This is a genomic window from Sorangium sp. So ce1504 (genome assembly GCF_051521635.1).
GTDB classification, from domain to species: Bacteria; Myxococcota_A; Polyangia; order Polyangiales; family Polyangiaceae; genus Sorangium; species Sorangium cellulosum_B.
The window spans coordinates 11700512-11726583 of the sequence record NZ_CP150365.1 but is presented as its reverse complement, the minus strand read 5'-3'; the positions used below and the strand labels follow the sequence as shown (position 1 = coordinate 11726583).

Sequence of the window (26072 nt, the reverse complement as noted above, 5' to 3'; positions counted from 1 at the left end):
GCCGAGCGCGGGCGCGGGCTGGCGAGCGTCAGTTCGGCGCTGCGCGCGTGAAGGTGAGCCCTCCGGCCCCGCGGTCGATCCGCACCGTGTCTCCCTGCTTGAACTCGCCGGCGAGGATCCGCTTCGCGAGCTCGTCCTCGATGCTCCGCTGGATGGCGCGCTTCAGCGGCCTCGCGCCGTACTGCGGATCCCACCCCTGCTCGATGAGGTAGCCCTTCGCCTCCGACGAGATGGTGAAGAGCAGCCCGCGTCGATCCAGGCGCTTTCGCAGCAGATCGAGCTGGATATCGACGATCTGCTCCATCTGCTCGCGCGCCAGCCGCCGGAACACGATGAGATCGTCGAGGCGATTCAAGAACTCCGGGCGGAAGTGCTTCCGCACCTCCTCGATCACGGCCCTCCTCACGAGCTCGGCCTTCTCGTCCGCCGGCAGGTTCGCTCGCTCCTCGATCGCCGCGGCCGCCGGCGTCCCGAGGTTCGATGTCAGGATGATGATCGTGTTCTTGAAATCGACCGTGTGCCCCTGGCCGTCGGTCAGGCGTCCGTCATCCAGCACCTGGAGGAGCGTGTTCCAGATGTCCGGGTGGGCCTTCTCGATCTCGTCGAACAGCACCACGCTGTAGGGCCGCCGGCGCACCGGCTCCGTGAGCTGGCCTCCCTCCTCGTAGCCGACGTACCCGGGCGGCGCGCCGATCAGCCGGGCCACCGCGTGGCGCTCCCCGTACTCGCTCATATCGAGCCGCACCATGGCCCGCTCGTCGTCGAAGAGGATCTCGGCGAGCGCGCGCGCGAGCTCGGTCTTGCCGACGCCGGTCGGCCCGAGGAACAGGAACGATCCGATCGGCCTGCGCTCGTCGCCGAGCCCGGCCCTCGAGCGCCGGATGGCGTTCGACACCGCGCGGAGCGCGTCCTCCTGCCCGACGACGCGCCGGCGCAGCTCGTCCTCGAGGCGCAGCAGCTTCTGCATCTCGCTCTCGAGCATCTTGGAGACGGGGATCCCGGTCCATTTCGAGACGACCGCGGCGATGTCCTCGTCGGTGACCTCCTCCTTCAGGTAGCTCTGCTTCGACTGCACCTGGGAGAGGGTCGCGCGGATCGACTCGAGCTTCTTCTCGATCTCCGGGATCTTGCCGTAATGGATCTCCGCGGCGCGCCCGAGGTCGCCGGCGCGCTTCAGCCGCTCCTCCTCGAGCCGGAGCTCCTCGATCTGCGGCTTGAGCCGGCGCAGCTCGGAGATGAGCTCCTTCTCGCGCATCCACTGCGCCCGCATCGCGTCGCGCTGCCCCTGGAGATCGGCGATCTCGCGCCGCACCTCGTCGAGGCGGACCTTGCTCGCCTTGTCGCTCTCGCGCTTGAGCGCCTGTTCTTCCATCTGCAGCTTGAGCAGATCGCGCTCGACCTGATCGATCGGCGTCGGCAGGCTGTCGATCTCCATACGGATCTTCGACGCCGCCTCGTCGACCAGATCGATCGCCTTGTCGGGCAAGAAGCGCTCGGTGATGTACCGGTTCGACAGGACGGCGGCCCCGACGAGCGCCGCGTCCTGGATGCGGATCCCGTGGTGGACCTCGTACTTCTCCTTGAGGCCTCGCAGGATGGCGATCGTGTCCTCGACGCTGGGCTGCGTGACGAGCACCTGCTGGAACCGCCGCTCCAGCGCCGCGTCCTTCTCGATCCGCTTGCGGTACTCGTCGAGGGTGGTCGCGCCGATGCACCGGAGCTCGCCGCGCGCGAGCGCCGGCTTCAGCATGTTGGCCGCGTCCATGGCGCCCTCGGCCGCGCCGGCGCCCACCAGCGTGTGGAGCTCGTCGATGAACAGGATGATGCGGCCGTTCGAGCCCTCGATCTCCTTGAGCACGGCCTTCAGCCGGTCCTCGAACTCCCCTCGGAACTTCGAGCCTGCGACCATGGCGGCGAGATCGAGCGCCGCGATGGTCTTGTCCTTGAGCGACTCCGGCACGTCGCCCGCGACGATGCGCTGCGCGATGCCCTCGACGATCGCCGTCTTGCCGACGCCGGGCTCGCCGATGAGCACCGGATTGTTCTTGGTGCGCCGCGAGAGCACCTGGATGACGCGCCGGATCTCCTCGTCTCGGCCGATCACCGGATCGATCTTGCCCTGTCGAGCGAGCTTCGTGAGATCCCGTGTGTACTTCTCGAGCGCCTGGAACTTCCCCTCGGGGTCCCGGTCCGTCACGCGCTGATTGCCGCGCACGGCCGCGAGCGACGAGAGGAGCTTGTCGTACGAGAGCCCCGTTCGTTCGAAGATCGATTGGATCTCCTTGTCGGCCTTGATGCCGGCGAGCAGGACGTGCTCTGTCGAGATGTACTCGTCCTTGAGCGCCTTCGCCTCGTCTTCGGCCTTCTGCAGGACCGTGAGCGCGCGCCTCGACAGGTTCGGCTCGGCGCCGCCGCTGACGCGAGGGTAGGTGTCGATCTTCGCGTCGAGGAGGCGCAGCACGCCTGCCGGATCGGCGCCTGCCTTCTGCACCAGAGGCGCGCCGACGCCGCCGTCCTGGCTGACGATCGCCCGCACAAGGTGCTCGGGATAGAGCTCGGGGTTTCCCCGACGGCTGCCGAAATCGACAGCGTCTCGTATGGCCTCTTGGGCCTTCGTCGTCATTCGCTCGATTTTCATGGCCCCTCGAAGCTAAGGCGGGTGCCCCGCCTAGCAAGGGGACGCCCAGGCAAGCGGCTTGCCAAAACGTTGAAGGGCGTTGAAGGGCGTTGAAGGGATGCCGAGCGAACGGGGCAGGTGAGCGGTGCAGCGGCAGCCCCGTGTCAACCCCCGACCGTGCGCCTCGAGCGGGGGCTCGGCGCGCCGCACGCCCAGGCGCGGAGCCGGGGCGCCGCGCCCCGGGGCGCAAGCGCCGCGCGGGGCGCGCAGGAGCCGCGCGCCGGCGACGCGGGAGACGTGGGCTCAGATATCGAGGTTCTTCACGTTGAGCGCGTTCTGCTCGATGAAGTTGCGCCGCGGCTCGACCTGATCCCCCATCAGGATCGTGAAGAGCTCGTCCGTCTTCACCGCATCGTCGATGCGGACCTGGAGGAGAGTCCGAGCGTCCGGGTTCATCGTCGTCTCCCAGAGCTCGTCCGCGTTCATCTCGCCGAGGCCCTTGTAACGGCTGATCGAGATGCCCTTCTTGCCGCGCTCCTCGATGTAGTCGACGAGCGACTCCCCGTTCTCGATGGTCTCCTCGCCGCTCGAGGTGCGCGCCCGGTACGGGGGCGCGCCGATGGACCGGAGGTCCTGCTCGATCGACCAGGCTTCCTGGTACTCCGGCGAGTTCACCAGATCCCAGTCGATGACGCTCTTTCGCGCGCTCGCGCCCGGGCGCGGCACGATCTCGATCCGGCTCGTCCCGTGCTCCGTGTCCCGGGGCGTCGACAGCGTGAGCGGGAACAGGTCCGGATAGCGCTGCTTCAGGTAGGCGCGGAGCTCGTCGGCGGCCGCGGCGACCTTCTTGGTCTCGCGCAGATCGTCGCGCCCGAGCCCGCTGGACCGCAGCAGCGCCGCCACGATCCGCGCGTCACAGCGCTTGTCGATGTTGGAGAGCACGGCGCGGAACCGCTTCAGCCGCTGCGCCAGCCGGTAGAGCGGCTGGCCTGCGACGCCCGTCTGGGCGCCGCTGGCGACGATCTCGAGCCCGTCCACGGCGTTGCCCACGAGGAACTCGTCGAGGGCGCCCTGGTCCTTCAGGTACAGGTCCCGCTTGCCCTTGCGCACGCGGTAGAGCGGCGGCTGCGCGATGAACAGGTACCCCTTCTCCATGATCTCCGGCATCTGCCGGAAGAAGAAGGTCAGCAGCAGCGTGCGTATGTGGGAACCGTCGACGTCGGCGTCCGTCATCAGGATGATCTTCTGGTAGCGGAGCTTGTCGATCTCGAAGCCGCCGGCGTCGTTGATCCCGCAGCCGAGGGCGGTGATCAGCGTGCCGACCTCGGCGGAGCTCAGCATGCGGTCGAGCCGCGCGCGCTCGACGTTCAGGATCTTCCCCTTCAGCGGGAGGATCGCCTGGAAGTGCCGGTCGCGCCCCATCTTGGCGCTGCCGCCGGCGCTCTCACCCTCGACGATGTAGATCTCGCTCTTCTCCGGGTCCTTGGACTGGCAATCGGCGAGCTTGCCCGAGAGCGAGGTCACGTCGAGCGAGCCCTTGCGGATCACCTCGCGCGCCTTGCGGGCCGCCTCGCGCGCCTTCGCCGCGACGACCGCCTTCTCGATGATCTTCTTCGCGCTCTGGGGGTTCTCTTCGAAGTACTGCCCGAGCTTGTCGCTGACGGCGGCCTCGACGATGCCCTTGACCTCGCTCGACACGAGCTTGGATTTCGTCTGCGAGTCGAACGACGGGTCCGGGTGCTTGATGCTGAGCACGCACGTCAGGCCCTCACGCGCGTCCTCGCCCTGCAGGCCCTGCTTCAGCTCCTTGAAGAGGTTGTGCGCGCTCCCGTAGTTGTTGATCGTCTTCGTGAGCGCGGCGCGGAGCCCGGTGAGGTGGGTGCCGCCATCCTTGTTGTGGACGTTGTTCGTGTAACAGAAGATGGCTTCCGTATAGGAGCCATTCCACTGTAGCGCGACCTCCACGCCGACCGGCGGAGTCGCGGAGCTGCCGCGGCCGTTCGCGCCGTCGCCTGTGGCGCCGGCCTCATGCTGCGACACGAAGCTGATCACGTCGTCGTGAATCGGCTCCTTGGTCTTGTTGAGGAGCGACACGAACTCGGAGATGCCCCCCTTGTACTCGTAGATCTCCGCTCTCCCGTCGGGGCGCTGGTCGTGGAGGTGAATGACGAGCCCGGCGTTCAGGAACGCGAGCTCGCGCAGGCGGCTCGCGAGGATGTCGAAGCTGAACTCGACCGTGCTGAAGACGAGCGGATCGGGCTTGAAGGTGAGCTTCGTCCCCGTCTTGTCCGTCACGCCTATCCCCTTGAGCGGCGCCTTCGGCACGCCCCGGGCGTACTCCTGAAACCAGAGCTTTCCTTCGCGCTTGATCTCGAGCTTCAGCCACTCGGAGACGGCGTTCACGGCGCTCACGCCGACGCCGTGCAAGCCCGCAGAGACCTTGTAGCTGGAGTTGTCGAACTTGCCGCCGGCGTGGAGGACGGTCATGACGACCTCTGCCGCGCTCACGCCCTTGGCGTGCATCCCGACCGGGATCCCGCGGCCGTTGTCCTCGATCGACACCGAGCCGTCGAAGTGGACGGTGACCCTGATCTCCGTGCAGGCGCCGGCGAGGTGCTCGTCGACCGCATTGTCGATGGCTTCCCAGACGAGGTGGTGGAGCCCCGATCCGTCGTGCACATCGCCGATGTACATGCCGGGTCGCTTTCGCACCGCTTCAAGGCCTTCGAGCGCCGTGATGCTGTGGGCGTCATACGACGCCTTGGTGAGGTCGGTCGGCTGGCTCAGGGTGGGTTCCGTCATCTCGGTCCTGGTGGCGCGCCCGCCGCCTCTCACCGGGGGCGCAGAGCGGCGGAGACCGCTCGGATTGCCGGAGTTCTTGCAGTGGAGGGGCCGGCTCGATGGCAGCTCGTCTGGTGAGACCCGGGCGCCGCGGCCGCGACGCCGGATCGATTCCGGGGCCACGAGCGTTCATGTGCGGACCGCCCGTCGATGCCCCGTAAAGACTGCGGAAATGTAGCCGAAATCAGGGGCTCGGGCAAGCGTTTCGCCGGGTCCGGAAGGCTCGTAACACCGTATTTTCGGTGCCCGTCGCGGGCGCGTCCGGAGCATCCCAACTCGCGCGCTCCGGGGCCAGGATCAACGCGGTTGACGGCGGTCGCGGCGCGGTCGGCGGACGTTCGTCCATCGCGCGCGCCGCGCGCCGCGCACGTCCGGCAGCGGCGCGCCCGGCAGCGGCGCGCGCGCGACGAACGTCAGCCGACCGCGCCGCCTTCGACGTGGAAATCGCGCCGCTCCGAGGAAGGTACGCCCGGCGTGACGATGAGATCGCGCCGCGTGGTCGTCAGGAATACCTGTCCGCGCGCCATTCCGAGGAACATGAACAGCGCCGTGGTCCGGTCGGGATCGAGCTCGCTCGACACGTCGTCGAGCAAAAGGATAGGTTCTACGCCCCGGACGGAAGCGATGGCAGCGGTCTCTGCTGCCTTGAGCGCGAGCGTGAGGGCCCTGTGCTGGCCCTGGGAGGCGACAACGCGGGCGGGGTGGCCGTCGAGCTCGAGCAGCAGGTCGTCTCGGTGGGGGCCGTAGCCTGCGCTCGGCCGGTGCGCGTCGCGGCGGCGCTGCTCGCGCAGCGCCTCGCGCGCCTGCTCGGCGTCGCTGCTGCCGCCCGGCGCGTACCGTGCGACCAGGGTCAGGTCGGGCGCGGCGATGCGGGCGAAGGCGTGCGTGAGCTCCGGCGCCAGCGCCTGGACGGCGGCCTCGCGGGCGCGGGTCAGCGCCGCGCCATGGAGGGCGCAGAGCGCCTCGAACGCGTCGAGCTCGGCGCTCGCCTGGGCCTGCGCGCCCCCGCCGCGGTGGAGCAGCTCGTGGCGCGCGCGGAGCGCCTGCGCATAGCGGGCCCGGTGGTCGGCGCTCTGCGGGTCCATGAAGAGCGCCAGGCGATCGAGCAGCGTGCGCCGCGCGCTCGCGGGCCCGGTGGACAGCGCGAGCTCCTCCGCGTGGAAGGCGACGACCGGCGATCGCGTCGCGAAGCTCGCCAGGCTCGGGGGCCGGTTGCCGTCGATGCGCACGACGCACCGCTTGTTCTCCACGGCGGCGGTCTGCTCGCGCGCGAGCGGCTGCAGCGCGTCCCGGCGCTCGACGAAGCGCGCGCGCGCGCTCGCGATGGGGGCGCCGTGGCGGACCAGCTCGGCCAGCCGGTGGGTGCGGAAGCTCCTCGAGGTCGCGGCGAAGTAGATCGCCTCGAGCAGGCTCGTCTTGCCCTGCCCGTTGTTGCCTGCGATCACGTTGATGCGCGGCGCGGGCTCGACGTCGACGCGGCCGAGGTTCCGGAACTCGCGGATGTGGAGCCGCTCGAGGAGGAGGCTCGGGGAGGGCCCCTGGAGCTCGTCGGAGGGCGCGCTCAAATCCGCATCGGCATGATGACGGCGACGTAGCTCTGCTGGTTCGACTCGCTGCCGGGCCGGATCACGGCGGGGTCGAGCTCGCCGGAGATGCCGAGGATGACCTCCTCGTCGTCGATCGAGGCGAGCACGTCGAGGAAGTACTTGGCGTTGAAGCCGATGGTGACCTCGGGTCCGCTGTAGTCGACGGCCACCTCGTCGAAGCCGGCGCCGGTGTCGGGGCTCTCGCTGGTGATCCGGAGCGTCCCCGGCGCGATCGACAGCTTGACGCCGCCGGTGCGGTCGTTGGCGGCGAGCGCGATGGCGCGCAGGGCCTCGGCGAACGCGACGCGGGGGGCGCGGACCGAGCGCTCGGTGACGGACGGGATGACCTGCTGGTAGGGCGGGAACTGCGCGTCGACGAGCTTCACCGAGAACTGCATCCCGGCGATGTTGAAGAAGGCGTTCGGCCCGCTCTGGGTGATGGCGACCATCGGGGTCTCCTTCTCGGCGCGCGCCTCCTCGGCGAGGCGGCGGAGCTCCGTGATCGCCTTGAGCGGGATGAGCATGGTGGCCGTCGCGGAGCTTCCCGACACGGTCGCCTCCATCTTGGAGAGGCGATGGCCGTCGGTGGTCACCATCCTGACGCGATCGCCGGCCCACTCGAACAGGGCGCTGTTCACGTGGGCGCGGGTCTCGTCGGTGGAGATCGAGAAGTGGGTCCGGGTGATCAGGAGCGCGAGCTGCTCGACGGGGAGCTCCAGCGAGGGCGCGTCCACCGCCGGGGCGGGCAGCTGCGGGAACTCCGAGCCGGGGAGCCCGGGGAGCGTGTAGCGCCGGGGCGATCCCACGGCCTTGAGCGACGTGTGCGCGCCCTCGGTGGTGGTGATCTGGATCGGACCATCGGGCATGGCCTTCACGCGCTCCAGCAGGTCCCTGGCCGGGACGGCGACGGTGCCGCCGGTCTTGATGTCCGCGTGGGTCTGGCCGGTCACGCCGAGGTACAGGTCGGTCGCGGCGACGCGGACCGCGTTGCCCTCGGCGGCGAGCAGGACGTTGGCGAGCGCGGGCATCGCGCTCTTCTTGTCCGCCACGCCTTGGCAGCGCGCGACGAGGCGAAGCAGATCTTTCTTGGGGATCACAAGGTCCATAGCCGACTCCGGAGTCGCTCCCTTTAGCAGGGTTATCGCCCGGGGGTGCGCTGGAAATGAGCGCTCGCGTGACCTTGCGCAACGCCTCTTCTTTCCATGAAATAGATAGATAAAGACATCGTCTTCGTCGTAGGCGTTGTGGAGGGCGGGGATAACTCAGAATGCGCAACGAATCCAACGAGTTAGAAGCGGACGCCCTGGGGTAAATGGACCGTCCTCAGGGGTAGGTGGACAGGGGAGAGCTGGCGGATGGCCGATCTCCCCCGTTTTGCCCCCAGGGTTGCCGGCGGGGTTATCCCCAAGGATCCCCCAGGGGGCGTGCGGGGTGATGTGGAACCGAGCGTTACCTGCGTGCTCTGCCCCGATGCGCTGTGCAGTTCCGAGCAGCACCTGGATGGAGTATTTCAAATTGTACGGACTTGAGTTCGGTGCGGTGCATCCACTGCGGTAGCCACCACGATCTCGCGGTGGTCGTGTGTCCGGCGACCGGGCTGGTCGTCGCTCCGAGCGATCCGCCGCCGTCGCGCGCGGGCGCTCGCGCTGGCGCGGCTCCGTTGCTGCCGAGCCATCGGCCCTCAGCGCATCCTTCGTCGAGGGTGGCGCCGCCGTTGCTGAGGTGGCCGGCCGGTGTGGCGCCGAGCTCATCGGTGCGCGGCGCGCTGGCGCCAGGTGCGGAGCAGCGGGCTCTTGCGTCGCGCGCTCCGCCGTCTGCCGTGGCGGGCTCGCGGACGCCGGCGTGGCCCGGGAGCCGCGGCGTGAGCCCGACCTCTTCCGGGCGCTCGCTGCTCGGCCACGTGATCGGCGACAAGTACGCGGTCACCGCCATCATCGGGGAGGGCGGCATGGGCGCGGTGTACGAGGCGGAGCACCTCCAGATCGGGCGGCTGGTCGCTGTCAAGGTGATGCATCCGCGGGAGACCCAGAAGCGCGAGGCCATCTCGAGGCTGGAGCACGAGGCGCGGGTCGCCGGGCGGATCGGTCATCCCAACATCTGTGAAGTGTACGATATGGGGTGGCTCCCTGACGGCAGTCCCTACCTCGTGATGGAACGTCTCCACGGGGAGACGCTGGCGCAGCGGATCGAGCGCTGTGGTGTCGTTCCGCCGAGCGAGCTCGTCGACATCATGCTTCAGGTGCTCTCGGCGCTGGTGACGGCGCATGATCGCGGGGTCGTCCACCGTGATCTGAAGCCAGAGAACATCTTCCTCTCGGAGCGCGCCGGCATGTTGCCGGTGGCCAAGCTGCTCGATTTCGGCATCTCCCAGGCCTCGGGCATGGATGGGGCGCTGACGGATCTGACCCGCACCGGCATGGTGATGGGCACGCCGTACTACATGGCGCCCGAGCAGGCACGGGGGGACGCGGAGCTTGACCGCCGGCTCGATCTGTGGGCTGCGGGCGTGATCCTGTACGAGGCGCTGACAGGCCAGCGCCCATTCGTGGCCCGCAACTACAATGCGTTGCTCGTCCAGATTCTCACGCTGTGGCACCGGCCGATGACGGAGCTCGATCCGACGATTCCGCCCGGCCTCTCGCGCCTCGTGGATCGCGCCCTGGCGAAGGCGCGGGATGAACGATTCCAGAGCGCGCGGGAGTTCCTGGAAGGGCTGCGGCGGTTCAAGAACAAGGTGCCGGTGTCACAGAAGCGCCGGCTGGAGCGCGTTGCCGTTCAGAATGTCGTCGACGAACAGTCCGACGACGGCACGATGAGGTTCGCTCGGCTCGGAGAGGGCGAGCACGAGAGTGACCCTGGCAGAGTCGTCCTGGCGGACGCTCTCGGCACAGAGGCGGCGGCGAGGAAGGGACCGCAGACGGCGGACCGCAACAGCAGAGGGCTGCAGGTCCCTCATGGCGTGCGGTCGCTGCGGTCGTCCGACGGTGGCGCTGTGCGCAGACCGAGCGAGCCGGTCGCGGAGACGGATGACGGGCAGTCTCGAGACGATGAGTCGGAAGATCGACCGACGATTCCGTCGTTGAGTCCGCTCGAGGCGGGAGCGGAGCTCTCCGACGATTCCGAGGCGACTGTCGTTGATCCGCCAGCGTTCCCGGAGGACATCACCACGGTCGTTCAGGGCGAAGGTCGCGCTCGAGGCGGCGACAAGGGCTGACGGGAACGCGAGCGCAGGAACGAGGTGAGCGCTGTGAGGACGATCGAGCGCGTGGTGGCTCGTGGCGTCGTGAAGACCTACGGAGCAACGGCGGCGTTGCGTGGGGTGAACGCGACGATCGAGGCAGGGCGATTGACGCTCATCGAGGGGGCGAACGGGTCGGGCAAGTCGACGCTACTCGGGATCCTCGGGACCGTGATCCGTCCCACGTCGGGCGCGGTGAACTACGAGCCGCTGGGCGACGATGTCGGGACGGCGCGCGGCACCATCGGCTGGCTGTCCCACGAGTCGCTGGCGTACCCGGACCTCTCCGGTCGGCAGAACGTCGAGCTGGCGGCCGGCTTCCACGGGCTCGACGCGCACGAGGCGTGGCGTCATGCGGAGGAGCGCTTCGAGCTCGGGAGCTTTGCGCTGAGGCCGCTCCGCACGTGTTCGCGCGGCCAGCGACAACGAATCGCGCTCGCGAGAGCCCTGGTGCACCAGCCTTCGCTGGTGCTGCTGGATGAGCCGACCACGGGCCTCGACCGCGCAGGGGTGGCGCGGCTGCTCGCGGTCGTGGACGCGGAGGTGGCGCGGGGCGCCGCGGTGGTCGTGGTGTCCCACGAGCCGGAGGTCTTCCGGGAGCGAGCGGCCGCCCGTCTCGTGCTGGAGCGGGGTCGCGTCGTCACCGGCGCTTCCTGACGACGCGCACCGATCCGTCGCAAGTCCTGCGAACCCGCCGGGTGGGGGCCTCGGGCCGGAGCTCAGGACCGGGTACTCGGGTCCGGTAGCTCGGCTTGATTTCTCACAACCTCGGGGCTGGTCACCCCTTGAACGTGACGACGTCTCGCTACGAAAGGGCGAGGCGCGCCAGGGCGATCTGCGCCGCGGCGAGCGATGCCGGCGCTGTTGGAGCGGCGCGCGGCATCACGACAGCGCCGGAAGCAATGCCGAGCGCAGCGAGCTCCCCCGCGTTCGTGCCGGTGGATGCATCGGGCACTGTCGGCGGGTTCAGCACGATCACGGCTGGCGGAAGACCAGGGGCGAGCGCGCGAAGGGCGAGCGTGCAGCAAGCGACCTCGTGAAGGATGCCTAGCCGGTCGAGGCCGACCAAGACGACGGCATCGGGCGAGAGTGCGCGCACGAGGTCTGCGTTCGTCAGTCCTGGTCCGAGCGGGGAGAGGAGCGCGCCGGCGCTCTCCACGACCGCGAGGGGAGCGGACTGCCTGTCGACCCACGCGGTGGCGACGTCCAGCGATATGGCGTGTCCGCAACGGCGCGCTGCCAGGTGAGGGGAGAGCGGTTCAGCGAAGCGGTAGGGGGCTGGTTCGGGCTGGACCGAGCTGACGAGCGCCAGCTGTTCGGCGTCGGTCGTCGAGGTGCCGTCGATGCCCGATTCGATGGGCTTCAAGCCGCAGACCTTATCGCCGCGAGCTGCCAGCGCTGCGACCAGCGCGACCGACACGTGCGTCTTGCCCACCCCGGTGCCGGTTCCGACCACGGCGACCCGGATCCGTCCTGTTTCACGTGAAACAGGATGTTCCCTCATCGCATCGCCTCCCGGAATCCTGCGAGGGCACGCTCGACGTCCGACTCGGAGAGTGACGCGTTCGCCACGATACGGAGCCGCGACGTACCCGCCGGCACCGTCGGTGGCCGGATCGCCTGGACGAGGACGCCCTCGCTCGCGAGGCGCCGAGACATCTCCACCGCGGCCCCCGGCGACTTCAGAAGCCAGGGGAGGATCGGGCCCAAGGAGCCAGGAAGCAGCTCGGCTCCCAGCGTCAGCAGACCAGAGCGAAGCCGGTGGGTGATCATCGCCAGACGCGCCCGAGCCGGGTCGTCCGCGGCGGCGCGGCGGACCCGCTCCACCGCAGCGAGCGCCACCACAGGGCTGATGCCGGTCGAGTAAACGAAGCTCCTGGCGCGGTTCCACAGGTAGGTTCGCAAGGTCGACGAGCCCGCGACGAAGGCGCCGTGGAGCCCGAGCGACTTGCCGAGCGTGCCAATGAGCACGTCGGGGCGAACCCCGGCCTCGGCGCAGAGGCCAGCCCCGCGCGGTCCGAAGACACCGAGGGCGTGCGCCTCGTCCACGATCAACGCGGCATCGTGACGATCGCAGAGCTCACGGAGGCGGCCGAGGTCGGGGGTGTCGCCATCCATGCTGAAGAGCGATTCGGTCACCACCCACCGGCGGCGCGCGCCCCTGGCCCGCACGAGGGCGCTCTCCACCGCCTCCACGTCGACATGGCCCACCACCTCGACGGTCGCGCCGGAGAGACGACATCCGTCGATGAGCGACGCGTGGTTCAGCGCGTCCGACACGACGACATCTCCCGGCCTGGCCAGCGCAGCGACGGTGCCGACGTTCGCCGCATACCCCGAGGAGAACAGCAACGTCGCTTCCACGCCCAGCCAGGCGGCGATCTCTCTCTCGGCCATCAGGTGGGCCTCGTGGGTCCCGCTCACCAGGCGGGACGCCCCCGCACCGCTCGCGGTCCCGACCTCGGAAGGCAAGGCGAGCCCGGCGTAGCCGAGGTAGTCGTTGGAGCACAGGACCAGCAGCCGGTCGGAAGCCGGGGCAGCAGGCGGCGTGCGAAGCAAGCCGGCGCGCTCCATCTCGGAGAGCTCGTCCTGGAGATGGCGAAGAGCGTTCATGCCTCCAGGCGTGGGGTCGAGGGCCTGGAAAGCTTCATCCATGGGTGCAGGCATGCCATCTCCAGACAGCGGCAGGGCCGCTCAGAGGGGACCCCGCCAGGTACGGGCACTCCAGCTCAGCGCGTGCTGTCGTTCGCTCCGCTGGACGAGGGCGACTCGGGACCGGCGCCGAGGACCGCGTCGACCCGCTGCAGGATACGGCCAAATGCGTCCCGCGCGCGCCCCGCGATGACCGACGCCCGGGTCCGCTCCTGCTCGAGATCGTGCGCGAGCGCGATGGCGGCGAGCAACATGGCCTGGGGAGTCACGGCGCGGCCGGCGGGCACAACGGTAGCGAGCTTCTGATCGACGACCGCGGCGAGCCGCTGGAGCTCTTCGTCGCTCGCGGACGTCACCACGCGGTAGGTCTGACCTCCTACCCGCAGCTGCACTGTGCGTCGCGCCATTGCCCCCGGACGCTACCATGAACGCCAGCGGGCGCGCAGGGCGGGCTGCGTGGTGCGAACGGAGGGACTCACCCGCGACGGACGCGACGCACGCGACGCACGCGACGCACGCGACGCACGCGACGCACCGAAAATGAACTCCGGAGAGCCTCATGCAGGGCGGGGCTCCGTGCAGCCGAATTCAGGCGCGCTCCCCGCCAGCGCCCTGTAGCATCGCTCCATCATGGCCACCGCGGGCCGCCCAGCTGCCTTGGTTGCCGCGCTCCTCGGAGCCGTTCTCCTCCACGGCACAGCCCGCGCCGAGCCCCAGGCGAGCGCCGGCGTCACCGTTGGCCTTGCCGGCGTCGGCCTCGATCGCCAGCTGTGGGACTCCACGGTCTTCCACCTCGGGCTGCGCGGGGATGTCCTGTTCGGCCGCGCTGCCAACGACGACTTCGGCGTCGGTCCCTACGCCGAGGTGCTCACCCACGCGTTCGATGAGATCCAGACCGGCGCGGGCGTCTCCGTGCTCGTGCCCATCCACGACTCGTTCCCTCTGGTCCTCTTCACCGGCGCCTACGGCCGGTGGAGCGACGACGCCCGCGGCGTGGAGCCAGGGATCGCCGCCGCCATCTTCTGGGGTGGACGCAGCTACAACTTCCACTCGCGTTACGGGATGAGCACAGGGCTGCTCGCCCAGGGGCGGTTCGGGCTCGGCGGCTCGAAGGAGACCGCGGTCGTCCTCGCGGCGCAGCTCGATCTCGCGCTGCTCGCCCTTCCGTTCGTCTACCTCTTCGAGGCTGCGAAAGGGCCGTCGCCCGAAGCAGCCCCCGTGCACCGCGCCAGACCGGCGCGGTGACGGCGGCTCGGGCCTGCGGTGAGCGCTCTACAGGCCGAAGCTTGCGATGTGATCGGCGCAGGGCTGACCGAGGTCACGACAGTCCTGAGGGCCCCGGGCGCCAGGGCAGGCGCCCTCGAGCTCCTTGGCGTCCTCGCACTCCTCGTTCGCGGAGCTGTAGCAGCAGTCCGGCGGAGACGTGTCGACGCACCGGCTGCAGGCGAAGCAGACCCTGACGGGGTAGGTCCACTCCGTGGTCTCGACCTCCTGGCCGCCCAGCGTCCTGCCGCGCAACACCACCGTCGCCCACACCTGGATATCGCGCCGGAGCTGCGCGGCCTGCCCGCGCAAGGTGTCCATCGTGGCGCCGTCGATCAGGAGGACCTCGGTGCAGTTGTAGCCCGGGTCGCCGGACGAACCCGGGTCGACCGTGCCGGTGATCGGAACGACGTAGCCCGGCGTCACGTCGTTGCCCTCGATGTCAGCGACACGGACCTCGGCCTCGTAGAGCTGGACGCGGGATGTCTCCGTCCGGAGGACGTCGGGGTCGCCGCGCTCCACGATCTGGTTGCCCACCAGGAGCAGCGCGCTGTGGCTGCCCGCATAGGCCGAGTCCACCGCATCCTCGGTCCAGAACGGTTCGCTGGGGCCGCAGCTCACGCTGCAGTCCCCCGTCTCTGCCATCCGCATGCGGATGAACACGCTGCTCTCGTTGTCGGCGCATGCAGACCCGAGCAGGCCACCCGACGTCGCGAGCAGCGCCAGCGCGCACAACCTCCTCGCGAGGCCGGGCGTTGCGTTCACGGACCCTTCTCCTTCATCAGTCATGTCCAACGCCTCCACCGCGGAAATGAACATCAGCAGCGAACAACGAGCGCCGCTGATGCAAGTCGACCTGCCGGATCGTACTGCGCGAGCCGACCCACGGCCGGGGCGAAAAGAGTAGCGGGTCAGGCCGCCGACCGGCAAATTCGCGATGGCCGGCGCCGTCCGAAGAGCGACATCACCGCGCCTCGCGGGAACCCACGCGTGAGCTCCAGATACGCTACGATGCCGCCGGCCAGATGAGCAAACCCGAGGAGAGCGGCGCCGTCGGCGAGTGGAGTCGCCTCGCGATCACCGAGCGCGCCGAAGGCGTCCGCATCTCGGTCCAGGTGCGCCCGAAGTCGTCGCGCTCGGCCATCGTCGGGGTGCGCGAGGGCGCGCTCGACGTGTCGTTGACCGCGCCGCCCGTGGAGGGCGCCGCCAACGCGGAGCTCGTCAAGCTGCTCTCGCGCGCGCTCGACGTGCGCCAGAGCGATGTCCAGATCGCCCTCGGCGCGAGCGGCAGGAGCAAGGTCGTCGCCGTCCGCGGGCTCAAGGAAGCCGAGGCGCGAAAGCGGCTCGCCGAGGCGAAGCGATGAAGGAAAACGTCGTCCGGTTCGAGAAGTGGGAAGGTCTTGGCAACGACTTCATCCTGGTCGAGGCGGTCCCGATGACCGCCGAGGCGGCGCGGCGCCTCTGCGACAGGCGGTTCGGCATCGGCGCCGACGGCGTGCTCGTGATCGATCGCGAGCAGCCGCGCATGCAGGTCTGGAACGCCGACGGGAGCCGCCCCGAGATGTGCGGCAACGGGATCCGCTGCGTCGCGGCCTACCTCGTCTCCCGGGGGACCCCCCAGAAGGCGCTCACCATCGCGACCGACGCCGGTGACAAGCGGTGCGAGGTCACACGGGCGGGCGATCGCTTCGACGTGCTCGTCGGCATGGGCCGGGCCCGCATGGGCGAGACGCTCGTCGTCACAGCGCTCGGCGCGGAGCACCGGTTCGCCTGCGTCGACGTCGGCAACCCGCACGCGGTGACGTTCGATCCCTACACGGAGGACGCGATCGACGAGCTCGGGCCCATCGTCGCGACCACGCCGGCCGAGGGCATCAACGTCGAGTTCTGCCGCGTTCGGCCGGCCGACCACGGCGAGGCCGCGCGCATCGACGTGACCGTCTGGGAGCGCGGGGTGGGCCGCACGCTGGCGTGCGGCACGGGCGCCTGCGCCGTGGCGGCCGCGGCGTGCGCCCAGGGCCGCGCGCCGTACGGAGCACCTCTCCGCCTGGCGCTGCCGGGCGGCTCGCTGCGCATCACCGTCGCCCCCGGATCCCTGGAGCTGCTCATGCAAGGCCCAGCGCGCCGGGCGTTCTCGGGCGAGGTGGTGATCGCGTGACCGCCTCGCTCGAGGGGGTCTGGAGTCCTGGCCGGGCGCCGGCCCGCGAGTTCTCGCTCAAGGTGCTCGCCGTCATCGCCGACGAGGCGACTCGCACGCTGTTCTCGCGGGTCATCACGTCCGATGAGCTGATGCTCGCCGGCGATCTCGCCGAGGGGATCGTCCTCGCCGAGACCGCCGCGCCCGACGTCGCCTTCATCGATGTCGGGCTCGGGGACGGGGCCGGCCTCGCCATGGTCCACCACCTGAAAGCCCTCGCGTCCGAGGCCACCGTCTTCGCGCTGGCGACGAGGGCGGAGCTCGAGGCGGGCGCCCATGCGGTCGCGCTCGGCGGCGCCGGGCTCTTCCTGCTGCCGCTCGGTGGGGACGAGGTGCTGAACGCCGTCGGCTCGGTGCGCCTGCGCTTCGCCGAGCGGGCTCTCCGGATGCAGCTCGAGCAGGAAGCCGCGCGCAGCGCGCGCGCTGCCGGGTGGATCGCCCGCGTGGCCGAGCTCGCCGATGCGCGCGACCGCAACGCGGCGGCTCAGCAGCTCGCCGAGGTGTTCGTCGAGGCGACGGGCGCGGCGGCGGCCGCCGTCTACCTGGCCGCCGGAGAACGCTCCAGCGAGCTGGTCCGCTCCGCGGCGATGGGGCCGCTCGACCGCGCGCCCGCCTACGGGACCGAGACGGACATCCTCGATTTCGCCCGGCGCGAGCAGCTCATCGTCGTCCCGCTGGCGCTCCGCAAGCTCGCCGCGGGGCATCTCCTCCTCCAGAAGGAGCCCGGCCGCAGCTCCGCGTTCCCTTCGGTCAGGCGCCCGGACAGCGCGGCCTCGACCCCGCGGCGCGCCCCGCTCCTCGACGGCCTCGTCAAGCTGCTCGCCACGCAGGCGACGACGGCGCTTGCCCTCCTCGGCGAGCGCGAACGCTCGACGGGCGGCGCCGCGATGAAGGATCCGGCGTCGAGCGCCTACTCGTTTGCCTACTACGTCGACGTCGCCGGCCGGGAGATCGACAAGGCCAGGCGGTACGGCCGCCGGTTCACGATCGCGACCATCGTGATCGAGCCGGATGCAGCAGTCGCACCGGAGCGCCCAGGCGACCTCGCTTTCTGGAGGACCACGCCGGCGCCCCCTGCGAACACGCACAACCCGGGTCAGGTCGTCGAGCACCTGCTCCGCGCCGTGCGCGACACCGACATCCTGGCCCGCGTCGACGAGAACGAGTTCCACCTGCTCATGCCCGAGACGGCCGCGCTCGAGGCCCACGCCTGCCATCGACGGATGCTCTCCCACGTCGCCGAGAGCGAGAAGCGGGCCGGGTACCTGCCGAAGGGCCTGCTCGTCGGGGTCGCCACCTTCCCCCAGGACGGCCAGAGCCTCGCTCAGCTGCTCCGCATCGCCCGGCGGCGCGCCGACGCCACCAAGTCCTCGATCGTCCACCGCGTCCCTCAGGACCGGCGGAGCATCGGCGAGATCGTCAGCCTCCTCGTCCGGGAGTCCCCCGCGGCCGGCGGAGCTTCCGCGATCTCGGCGCCCCGCGCGCTCGATCTGTCGGTATCCGATACGATCCTGCTCGCGACGTCGGTCGTCAGGAACGCGCTCCGCGGGGGCGCCGTGTTCCTGCTGGTCGCTCACCACGACGGGCTGAGCCTGGGAGCGCAGGTCAAGGCGCAGCTGGCCTCGCCGCGCGACGACGTGGTGGTGCACACCGTCGACCTCCGATCCTCGCCAGGGTGCGACGACATCGAGGCGCTCTGTGTCCTCGCGGAGCACGGCGCGTATGCCCTGGTAGGGCGTAATCAGGGGGGGTTCGTGAAGGGTATCCATGCCGCCGATCCGCTGCTCGCGGACTTCCTCGCCGAGCGGCTCGGCCGCGCGGCCGGGCTGCGGGTCTTCGGCTGGCTCGGAGGGCGCCGATCCAGTGTCTCGCAGGGTGCTGTTGGTTGATTCGGACGTGGACGCGCTCGGCGCGCTCGCGTCGGCGCTCAGGGCGCGTGGTCTCACCGTGACCAACGCGAACGGCGCGTTCGAAGCCGTGGAGCAGGCGTTCAAGCGCCGGCCCGACGTCGTGCTCGCCGCCAGGGCGCTCGACGAGGACAACGCGCTCGCGGACGCGTTTGCCGCCGTCCCCGACCTCGCCGATACCCCGATCCTCTTCCTCGTCGACGGCGCCGAGGGCGATCTGGGCTTCGACGAGGTCCTGCGGGGCGACGTCGATCACATCGTCTCGCGGATCACCGAGGCGTCGCCGCGCGGCTCCAAGCCGACGGTGCCGCAGGAGATCCGCGGCGACCTCCAGCAGGTCCCGCTCGTCGACCTGCTCCAGCTGCTCGCGATGAACCGCCGGAGCGGCATCCTCGGCATCACCACGCCGACCGGGGCAGGGGAGCTGCGGCTCTCGGCGGGGGAGGTGATCGATGCCGTCTACCGCCGCCTCGAGGGGGAGAAGGCGCTTTACCGGCTGCTCGGCGAGCGGGACGGACACTTCGCGTTCTCACCCGGCGAACCGGCGAGCGCGCGCCGCATCATGGCGCCGACCTCGCGCCTCCTGATGGAAGCGCTCCGCCAGGTCGATGAGGTCCAGCGCCGGCGATCCGAGCTCGCGCCGGCCGGTGAGGCCTTCCTGGTGACCGAGCCCGCTAGCGACGATCTCGACCTGTCCCCGCTCCCGGACCACGAGACGTTCAGCGTCGACGCGACCTTCGGCGACAGCGCCGCGGCGGACCGAGGGAGCGCCGCGCCCCTGGCGAGCGCCATGACCTCGCTGCCCGACTTCACCGCCCCGCCGATGCCGGCCAGCGACGTGAAGGGCAACCGCGGCGGGTCGATGCCGCCGCCGCCCACGCTCCGCGCCGCGGAGCCGGCCGCGTTCAGGCTCGAGGCGCTGCGCACCCCGACGACCTCACCGCCGGCGCCCCTCGGGGAGCCGGCGGAGCGCGCGGCCGTGGCCGAGAAGCTGGCGGCGCTGCTCCAGATGCCGCACAACCTCGACGAGCTGCTCGACGAGATCAGCGGGCCGGATCTCCTGATCCTCGAGGTCCTGATGGAGCTCACGGCCTCCGGGAAGATCCGCCGCATCTCGCTCGCCGACCTCACGACGCCGTTCGCGCCGTCGGAGCACCTTCCGGTCCTCCGGTCCCTGGTGACCCGTCTGGCCCGGCCCGGCTTCGCCTCGCCGCCCCACCTCGTCATCGCCGCAAGCACGCGCCGCATGGCGACGCTCTCTCATGCGGTCCGCCGCATCGGAGACGCCATCGTCCCCGCCGAGCCTCCGCCGCAGGCGGCGATCCCGAGGCCGCTCGGCGTGATCCGGCTCGGCGACGGCGTCGAGCTCGCGCTGGTCGGCCTCCCCATCGAGGAGAGCTTCGCGCCAGCCTGGCCGCTCGCTCTGCACGGCGCGGCCGCGGTCGTCCGGCTCGGCGACGGCGGTGAGGACGCGCTGGCAGCGCACTGCGAGGCTCTGGAGCTCCTGCTGCTCGACGCAGAGGCCATGATGGGGCCGCTCGATCTCGCCTCGCCGGGACAGATCACGCTGCTCGTCCGCGCCGCGCTCGAGGCCGCCGCGGGCGTGTGACCAGCCGACGAAAACGTAGCTTCAGAACGGATCTTCCGGGTTTCTCGCCTCGGAAACCGGCGTTTGACTCGGTGGCTCACGGCGTTGCGAGGGCAGGTTTCTGCTATCGTCGCACACGCCTCGCTTCAGCAGTTCGGCGAGGAGAGGAGCGCGATCGTGCTTATCGGAGTCCCCAAGGAGATCAAGACACGTGAGTACCGCGTCGGCATGACGCCCGCGGGAGTCCGGGCCCTGGTCGGGCACGGGCACAAGGTCCTCGTGGAGTCCGGCGCCGGCGAAGGCAGCGGGATCTCCGACGAAGCCTACGGACGCGCGGGCGCCCTCATCGCGAGGTCGGCAGCGGAAGCGTGGAGCGCCGACATGGTCGTGAAGGTGAAGGAGCCGCTCCCCGCCGAGTACGGCCACTTTCGCCAGGGTCTCCTCCTCTATACCTACCTGCACCTGGCCGCCGAGCCGGATCTCACGCGGGAGCTCGCCAAGCGAGGCGTGACAGGCATCGCGTACGAGACCATCCAGCACGAGGACGGCTCGCTGCCGCTGCTGCGGCCCATGAGCGAGGTGGCCGGCAGGATGGCCGTTCAGGTCGGCGCCTCGTGCCTGGAGAAAGAGCGGGGCGGCAAGGGCGTGCTCCTCGGCGGCGTGCCGGGGACGCGGCGCGGCCGCGTGGCGATCCTCGGCGGCGGCGTGGTCGGCCGGAACGCAGCGACCATCGCGGTCGGGATGGGGGCGCAGGTCACCGTGCTCGATGTCCGCGCCGAGACGATGAGCTACCTCGAAGACGTGTTCGGGGGCGCGATCGAGACGCTCTACTCCAACGCGGAGAACATCGAGATGATGTGCGAGCGCGCCGATCTCGTGGTCGGCGCGGTGCTCGTGCCCGGCGCCAAGGCGCCCCAGCTCGTGACCGAGGAGCACATCCGCCGCATGGAGAGAGGGACGGTCGTCGTCGACGTCGCCGTGGATCAGGGCGGGTGCATCGCGACCTGCCGCCCGACGACCCACGACAACCCTACCTACGAGGTGCACGGGGTCGTTCACTACTGCGTCGCCAACATGCCGGGCGCGGTCTCGCACACGAGCACCTGGGCGCTCACGAACACGACGATCGGCTACGCGGTGGCGATCGCCAACCAGGGCATCGTCGCCGCGGCCAAGGCCGACAGGTCGGTCGCCCTCGGCATCAATACCCACGGCGGCCACGTGACCTACGGCCCCGTCGCAGCGGCCCACCGGCTGGAGTACGTGCCGGTCGAACGCGCGCTCGGCTGACCGGGAGCGCGACCTCGTGGCAGCCAAAAAGAAGAAGAAAATCGCGATCATCGGCGGTGACGGCATCGGCCCGTCCGTCATCGCCGAGGCGAAGCTCCTGCTCGAGCTCTATCAGGAACGGGCAGGGCTGCCGATCGACCTCTGGGAGCTCGATCTCGGCGCCGACCGGTACCTGCGCGACGGGACGACCTTCCCGAACCAGATCCAGATCGCCATCCAGCGCGAGTGCTCGGCGGTGCTGCTCGGCGCCCTGGGTGATCCCCGTGTGCCCAACCTGGAGCACGCGCGCGACATCCTCTTCGGCATGCGCTTCGGCTACGACCTCTACGCCAATGTGAGGCCCGTCCGCGCGCTGTCGGACCGGCTGGTGCCGCTCAAAGGCCGCACGGCGAAGGACATCGACTTCGTGGTGTTCCGCGAGAACACCGAGGGGATCTACGTCGGGATGGGCGGGCAGTTCAAACGCGGCACCCCCGACGAGGTCGCGATCAATGAGGACGTAAATACGAGGAAGGGCGTCGAGCGGATCATCCGCGCGGCGTTCGACTACGCGCGCGCGAACGGCCGGACGCGGGTCACGATGGCGGACAAGTCGAACGCGATGCGGCACGCGCACGAGCTCTGGCTGCGCGTCTTCCACGAGGTGCGCGCCCAGTATCCGGAGATCCAGTCGAACCACGTCTACGTGGACGCCCTCTGCCTGTACGTCATCCAGGATCCCGCGCAATTCCAGGTGATCGTGACGAACAACCTGTTCGGCGACATCGTGACCGATCTCGGCGCGGCGCTGCAGGGGGGGCTCGGCATGGCGGCGAGCGCGAACGTGCACGCGTCCGATCCGGCGCGGGTCGCGCTGTTCGAGCCAGTGCACGGGTCGGCGCCGCCGCTCGCCGGCAAGGACATCGCGAACCCGTTCGCGGCGATGCTCACCGCGGGGCTGCTGCTCGCTCACCTCGGGTGGCCCGAGGAAGAGCGCCGCATCGAGCGCTGGGTCTCCCTGGCGCTCGACCAGGGGATGTGCACGGTCGATGTGGGCGGCACGCTCGGCACGCGCGCCGCCGGCGCATGGGTCCGGGAGCAGATCGCCGCCGAGCTGGGGCCGCCGTGAGGTGACCTTGGGGCGCCGGCGCGCGGCCGGGAGCCACGGGCGCGGGGGCGCGATCGCCGAGAAGTTCGGGTGTCCGATCCTCCTGTGATACGGGACCGCCAATGGGCGTAGGATCGACGGCAGTGGAGCACGCGGGGCCGCGCAGCAATCCAGCGAGCGAGGCTCGGCACGAGCGGCTGGGCGGAGCGCGCGCCGAGTTCGTGGCGAACCTGGGTCGCCGCGTGGCGGAGCTCCGCGAGATGGTCCGGCGGATCGAGGCAGACGGCGATGCGCCGCGGCTCGTCGAGGAGCTGAAGCGGCGCATGCACTCGCTCGGCGCGGGGGCGCGCCTCCTGCGCTTCGTGCGGGTCGCCGAGCGGCTCGCCGAAGGGGAGTCGCAGCTCGTCGCCGCGAACGGCGCGCGGCTCAGCGGCGAGGCCGCGGCGGCCCTCCGGAAGCTGCTCGAGGAGCTGCCCGCCCTGGCCTGGGGGCAGTCGGCCATGGGTGAGCAGGCGCCGGCGCCGCCCCGCGCGCGCGCTGCCGCGGATCAGCCGAACGCACGCAGCGCCAGCGCGCGGCCGGATGGCGCGGGTGTGGCCAAGGGCCAGGCCACGACGTGGATCGCGGGCGTGAGCAACGGCCGCGCGCTCGCCGCCGAGCCGCTCTCGCTCGAGGAGGAAGAGGAAGCGCGCGCGTCCTCGACGCGCGGCGCGGAGCAGGCGCCCCCCGCCGAGGCGCCCGAGGCCGCGCCGGTCGCGTCGATCGACGCGCCGATCACGGTCCTCGTCGTGGGCGCCGCGCCGCTCGCCGAGGCGTTCGACTCGGCGAGCGCCGACGTCGGGCCGTCGTTCGAGGTCGAGCGGACCGACGACGTGGAGACGGCGATCGATCTCGCGCGGGCCTTCGCTCCGGATCTGGTCCTGCTCGACGCGGACATGCCGGGCGCGCGCGGGCTGGCGGAGGCGCTGGCCGCCGATCCGCTGACCGACCTGGTCCCCGTCGTCGCCGTCGGCCGCTTCGCGCGGCCCGAGGACGCGGCTCCCTACGTGGCGCTCGGCGCCGCGCGCGCGCTGCCGAAGCCCGTGTCGCCGGACGCGCTCCGGCGCGCCGCCGCGGAGGCAGCGGTGGCCTGCGTGCGCGCTGAGACCGCGCGCGCCGCGCGCGGGCCGCTCGGGGCCGTCAACCTCGACGAGCTCGGGGCGCGCCTCGCCGAGGAGCTTCGCCGCGGCCTCTGCGACGCCGCCGAGCCGAGGAGCCGCGGGGAGCACGTCGATCTCGGCGACGGCGCCGAGGTCCTCGCGGCGCTCTGGGGCGCGGTGGCGCGCATCCGCGATCTCGTGACGATCCGCTCGCAGGGCGGCGTGCGGTTCTCGCCGAACGGGCCGGAGGGCGCGCTGCCGCTCGCCCCGTGGATGATCGCGCCGAGCGCGCCCGAGGGCGAGCGCTCGCGGCTGCACAGCGAGATCCGCGCGAAGTCGCCGGCGCGCACGATCAGCGCGTCGATCGCATCGAGCGCGGCGCCGGGCGACGCGGGGCTCGACGCGCTCGACATCGTGGTGGCGGACGACGATCCGGCGGTGACGTGGTTCCTCGCCGGCGTGCTCCGGGCCGCAGGCGCGAACGTGCACGAGGCGCACGACGGCGCGCGGGCGCTCGACCTCGCGTACCAGACGACGCCGGACCTTGTCGTGAGCGACGTGCTGATGCCGCGGCTCGACGGCTTCGCCCTCTGCCGCGCGCTCAAGCGCGACGTCGCGCTGCGCGACGTGCCGGTCATCCTGCTCTCCTGGAAGGAGGACCTGCTCCAGCGGCTCCGCGAGCTCGGCGCCCAGGCCGACGGCTACCTCCGCAAGGAGGAGAGCGCCGCGGCCTTCGTGCAGCGGGTGCACGAGGTCCTGCGGGGCAGGCGGCGCGTCGCCGAGCGCATCGCGACGGGCGGCGAGGTCCGCGGGCGGCTCGACGGCATGACGGCGCGGACGCTGCTGTCGCTCTCGTGCGCGCGCCGGCCCGACGCGCTCGTGTCGGTCCGGGACGCCGCGTTCCTGTACGAGGTGCTGCTCAAGGACGGCCGCCCCGCCGGCGCGACCCGGACGGCGCAGGACGGGACGTTCCACCGCGGCCCCTCCGTGCTCGCGGCGCTCCTCGGCGTCGGCTCCGGCCGCTTCGTGGTGGAGCCTCTGCCGGAGAGCGAGCTCGCGGCGCCGCCGCGCCCCGGGTTCGAGGGGACGCTCGCGGAGCAGCTCCTGCCCGCGATCGCGGCGGCCCGGGCCGCCCAGCGGCTGTTCCACGGGCCGTCGTTGATGCAGGTCGAGCGCGTCGTCCTCGACCTGGAGGGGATGGGCGCGACCGCCGACGCGACGCCCGAGCCGGCGCGCTCGCTCCTGAGAGCGCTCGCCCGCGGGACGTCGCCGCGATCGGTCATCACCTCGGGGGAGTTCGCCGCGGGCCTCGTCGAGGACGTGCTGAACGACGTCGCGGCGCGCGGCGGCGTGCGCAGGGTGATCAGCCGCGAGGGAGAGGACCTGCTCGCCCCCGCCGTGGCCTACGAGGAGGAGACGCTCCGCGGCGTGCGGCGCGTCCCGGAGCGGGCCGCCCCGGTCGCGGCGCTCCCGCCGGAGCTCGCCGGCGACGCCGCCGCCGCGTCGTCGCGCGCCTCGGTCGAGCTCACCGACGACCAGCTCACGGTGGTGCCCGGCTCGGTGGCGCCGCGATCGGCCATGCCGGCGCGCGGCTCGGCTGCGCCGAGCTCGGTGGTGTCGGGGCCGGGCTCGGCCATGTCTGTCCACGTGCTGTCCGTGGACGGCGAGGACGAGGACACGGCGTTCGCGAGCGCGCGCGAGGAGGAGGCGACGGCGCTCTCCCGCGCGCTGGTCAACGCACGGGTTCCGAGCGATCTCGCCGAGCTTCAAGGCGATGTGGTCAGCGTGCGCGCGGCGCGGAGCCCCCAGGTGGACGCTGCTCTGCTGGCGGGCGTGACGCCGGCCGTGCCCGGCGTGGCGCCCGCGCCCCGCAGGCCGGAGGCCACGCTGCCCGCGCTGGAGTACCCGAAGCCCGAGCGGCTGCTGACGCTGGGCTCGCTCCCGCCGCCGCCGGTCGTCGAGGCGCCTGCGCCCGCGGCGCTCAGGGTCCCCGCGGCGCCGCCCGCCGCGCGGCTCGCGGCCCCCGCCCCGGCGCCCGCCATCGACGAGTCGCCCACGCCGCGCCGCGTGCGCCGGCCGTCGGCCTACGTGCCGACGCCGCAGCCGCCCGCCCGCGACAACCGCATGACGATGTGGGTCCTCTTCGCGGTGGCGGCGTTCGTCTTCGCGGTGGCCGCGCGGTTGTCGCGCGATCACGAGCTGCAGGCTGCCTCGCCGCCCTCCGACCAGCCGAGCCCGCCGGCCGCGGAGCCCGCGACCGCTGCCCCGCCCGGCGCTGTGCCTGCCGCCGCCGGCTCGTCGAGCGTGGTCGCGGCGGCGGTCGTCGCCACGCCGGCGCCGGCTGCCGCCGGGCCGATCGGCGAGACGACATCGAACCCCGTGCTCCCCGAGGATCTGCCGCTGGCCGCCGAGCACAAGGTGCCCGAGGGGCAGGGCATGCTGGAGGTGATCGCCGGCGCGGGCGACACGCTCTTCGTGGACGGGCGGAAGGTCGGCACCGGCAGCGTCAAGCTGCCGCTCGCGCCCAGGGACGGCGCCTACGAGATCCGGGCGAAGCTCCGGGACGAGGAGCGCGTGCGCTTCGCGGTCGTCAAGGCCGGCCGCCTCACCCGGCTCCGCGTCGCGCCGCCGTGGCGCCGCTGAGCGCGCCACGAGCGCTCCCCCAGG

General features: G+C 71.3%; 18 protein-coding genes. 10 read left to right on the top strand and 8 right to left on the bottom strand.

The window, feature by feature from the left end; genetic code table 11:
• Positions 1-28: 28 nt before the first annotated feature.
• From clpB to dnaN, 4 genes are all read right to left on the bottom strand, one after another.
• Positions 29-2638: an ATP-dependent chaperone ClpB gene (clpB, locus tag WMF39_RS44195; RefSeq protein WP_437742432.1), complete on the bottom strand. Its 2610-nt coding sequence runs from the start codon at positions 2636-2638 to the stop codon at positions 29-31.
• 282 nt (positions 2639-2920) lie between these two features.
• On the bottom strand, positions 2921-5419 hold the full coding sequence (gene gyrB, locus WMF39_RS44190; protein WP_437742431.1) for a DNA topoisomerase (ATP-hydrolyzing) subunit B: 2499 nt from the start codon (positions 5417-5419) through the stop codon (positions 2921-2923).
• A 452-nt stretch (positions 5420-5871) separates the two neighbouring features.
• Positions 5872-7023, bottom strand: a complete 1152-nt coding sequence (gene recF, locus WMF39_RS44185) for a DNA replication/repair protein RecF (RefSeq protein ID WP_437742430.1) — start codon at positions 7021-7023, stop codon at positions 5872-5874.
• Positions 7020-8150: a DNA polymerase III subunit beta gene (gene dnaN, locus WMF39_RS44180; RefSeq protein ID WP_012240773.1), complete on the bottom strand. Its 1131-nt coding sequence runs from the start codon at positions 8148-8150 to the stop codon at positions 7020-7022. Before dnaN ends, recF begins: the two co-directional genes overlap by 4 nt.
• 371 nt (positions 8151-8521) lie before the next feature.
• On the opposite strand from dnaN, the gene WMF39_RS44175 reads away from it, so the two are divergent.
• Together WMF39_RS44175 and WMF39_RS44170 are read left to right on the top strand one after the other, a co-directional pair.
• Positions 8522-10258, top strand: a complete 1737-nt coding sequence (locus WMF39_RS44175) for a serine/threonine-protein kinase (RefSeq protein WP_437742429.1) — start codon at positions 8522-8524, stop codon at positions 10256-10258.
• A gap of 33 nt (positions 10259-10291) precedes the next feature.
• Positions 10292-10939: an ATP-binding cassette domain-containing protein gene (locus tag WMF39_RS44170; protein WP_437742428.1), complete on the top strand. Its 648-nt coding sequence runs from the start codon at positions 10292-10294 to the stop codon at positions 10937-10939.
• A gap of 148 nt (positions 10940-11087) precedes the next feature.
• Here the strand turns inward: WMF39_RS44170 and bioD are convergent, their stop codons facing one another.
• The 3 genes from bioD to zapA form a co-directional block, all read right to left on the bottom strand.
• Positions 11088-11786 (bottom strand): dethiobiotin synthase, encoded by a 699-nt coding sequence (gene bioD, locus WMF39_RS44165; protein WP_437742427.1) that lies wholly within the window; start codon positions 11784-11786, stop codon positions 11088-11090.
• On the bottom strand, positions 11783-12937 hold the full coding sequence (locus WMF39_RS44160; protein WP_437742426.1) for an aminotransferase class I/II-fold pyridoxal phosphate-dependent enzyme: 1155 nt from the start codon (positions 12935-12937) through the stop codon (positions 11783-11785). Before WMF39_RS44160 ends, bioD begins: the two co-directional genes overlap by 4 nt.
• A gap of 74 nt (positions 12938-13011) precedes the next feature.
• A complete protein-coding gene (gene zapA, locus WMF39_RS44155) occupies positions 13012-13341 on the bottom strand; it encodes a cell division protein ZapA (RefSeq protein ID WP_012240768.1) in 330 nt (109 codons plus the stop codon).
• A 223-nt stretch (positions 13342-13564) separates the two neighbouring features.
• Here zapA and WMF39_RS44150 point away from each other — a divergent pair, with 223 nt between their 5' ends.
• A complete protein-coding gene (locus tag WMF39_RS44150; protein WP_437742425.1) occupies positions 13565-14179 on the top strand; it encodes a hypothetical protein in 615 nt (204 codons plus the stop codon).
• A 27-nt stretch (positions 14180-14206) separates the two neighbouring features.
• Here the strand turns inward: WMF39_RS44150 and WMF39_RS44145 are convergent, their stop codons facing one another.
• Entirely contained in the window at positions 14207-14962 is a 756-nt protein-coding gene (locus WMF39_RS44145) for a hypothetical protein (protein WP_437742424.1), read from the bottom strand.
• A 260-nt stretch (positions 14963-15222) separates the two neighbouring features.
• Here WMF39_RS44145 and WMF39_RS44140 point away from each other — a divergent pair, with 260 nt between their 5' ends.
• The 7 genes from WMF39_RS44140 (at position 15223) to WMF39_RS44110 (ending at position 26048) form a co-directional block, all read left to right on the top strand.
• The gene (locus tag WMF39_RS44140; protein WP_437742423.1) at positions 15223-15561 is read left to right on the top strand and encodes a DUF167 domain-containing protein; all 339 of its coding nucleotides are present in this window, start codon (positions 15223-15225) and stop codon (positions 15559-15561) included.
• Positions 15558-16355 (top strand): diaminopimelate epimerase, encoded by a 798-nt coding sequence (gene dapF, locus WMF39_RS44135; RefSeq protein ID WP_437742422.1) that lies wholly within the window; start codon positions 15558-15560, stop codon positions 16353-16355. Before WMF39_RS44140 ends, dapF begins: the two co-directional genes overlap by 4 nt.
• Positions 16352-18283: a diguanylate cyclase domain-containing protein gene (locus tag WMF39_RS44130; protein ID WP_437742421.1), complete on the top strand. Its 1932-nt coding sequence runs from the start codon at positions 16352-16354 to the stop codon at positions 18281-18283. Before dapF ends, WMF39_RS44130 begins: the two co-directional genes overlap by 4 nt.
• Positions 18270-19910: a DUF4388 domain-containing protein gene (locus WMF39_RS44125; RefSeq protein WP_437742420.1), complete on the top strand. Its 1641-nt coding sequence runs from the start codon at positions 18270-18272 to the stop codon at positions 19908-19910. Before WMF39_RS44130 ends, WMF39_RS44125 begins: the two co-directional genes overlap by 14 nt.
• 156 nt (positions 19911-20066) lie before the next feature.
• Positions 20067-21179 carry an alanine dehydrogenase gene (ald, locus tag WMF39_RS44120; protein WP_437742419.1) on the top strand — a complete coding sequence of 371 codons (1113 nt, stop codon included), beginning with the start codon at positions 20067-20069 and terminating at the stop codon, positions 21177-21179.
• A gap of 16 nt (positions 21180-21195) precedes the next feature.
• Positions 21196-22287 (top strand): isocitrate/isopropylmalate dehydrogenase family protein, encoded by a 1092-nt coding sequence (locus WMF39_RS44115; protein ID WP_437742418.1) that lies wholly within the window; start codon positions 21196-21198, stop codon positions 22285-22287.
• Positions 22288-22388: 101 nt separating this feature from the next.
• Positions 22389-26048: a response regulator gene (locus WMF39_RS44110; protein ID WP_437742417.1), complete on the top strand. Its 3660-nt coding sequence runs from the start codon at positions 22389-22391 to the stop codon at positions 26046-26048.
• Positions 26049-26072: the final 24 nt, after the last annotated feature.

Coding starts and splice junctions, on each gene's coding strand:
- gyrB (WP_437742431.1), bottom strand. CDS start 5,419: ATGACGGAACCCACCCTGAGCCAGCCGACCGACCTCACCAAGGCGTCG.
- WMF39_RS44140 (WP_437742423.1), top strand. CDS start 15,223: ATGAGCAAACCCGAGGAGAGCGGCGCCGTCGGCGAGTGGAGTCGCCTC.
- WMF39_RS44150 (WP_437742425.1), top strand. CDS start 13,565: ATGGCCACCGCGGGCCGCCCAGCTGCCTTGGTTGCCGCGCTCCTCGGA.
- clpB (WP_437742432.1), bottom strand. CDS start 2,638: ATGAAAATCGAGCGAATGACGACGAAGGCCCAAGAGGCCATACGAGAC.
- zapA (WP_012240768.1), bottom strand. CDS start 13,341: ATGGCGCGACGCACAGTGCAGCTGCGGGTAGGAGGTCAGACCTACCGC.
- dapF (WP_437742422.1), top strand. CDS start 15,558: ATGAAGGAAAACGTCGTCCGGTTCGAGAAGTGGGAAGGTCTTGGCAAC.
- WMF39_RS44160 (WP_437742426.1), bottom strand. CDS start 12,937: ATGGATGAAGCTTTCCAGGCCCTCGACCCCACGCCTGGAGGCATGAAC.
- WMF39_RS44110 (WP_437742417.1), top strand. CDS start 22,389: ATGGGCGTAGGATCGACGGCAGTGGAGCACGCGGGGCCGCGCAGCAAT.
- bioD (WP_437742427.1), bottom strand. CDS start 11,786: ATGAGGGAACATCCTGTTTCACGTGAAACAGGACGGATCCGGGTCGCC.
- dnaN (WP_012240773.1), bottom strand. CDS start 8,150: ATGGACCTTGTGATCCCCAAGAAAGATCTGCTTCGCCTCGTCGCGCGC.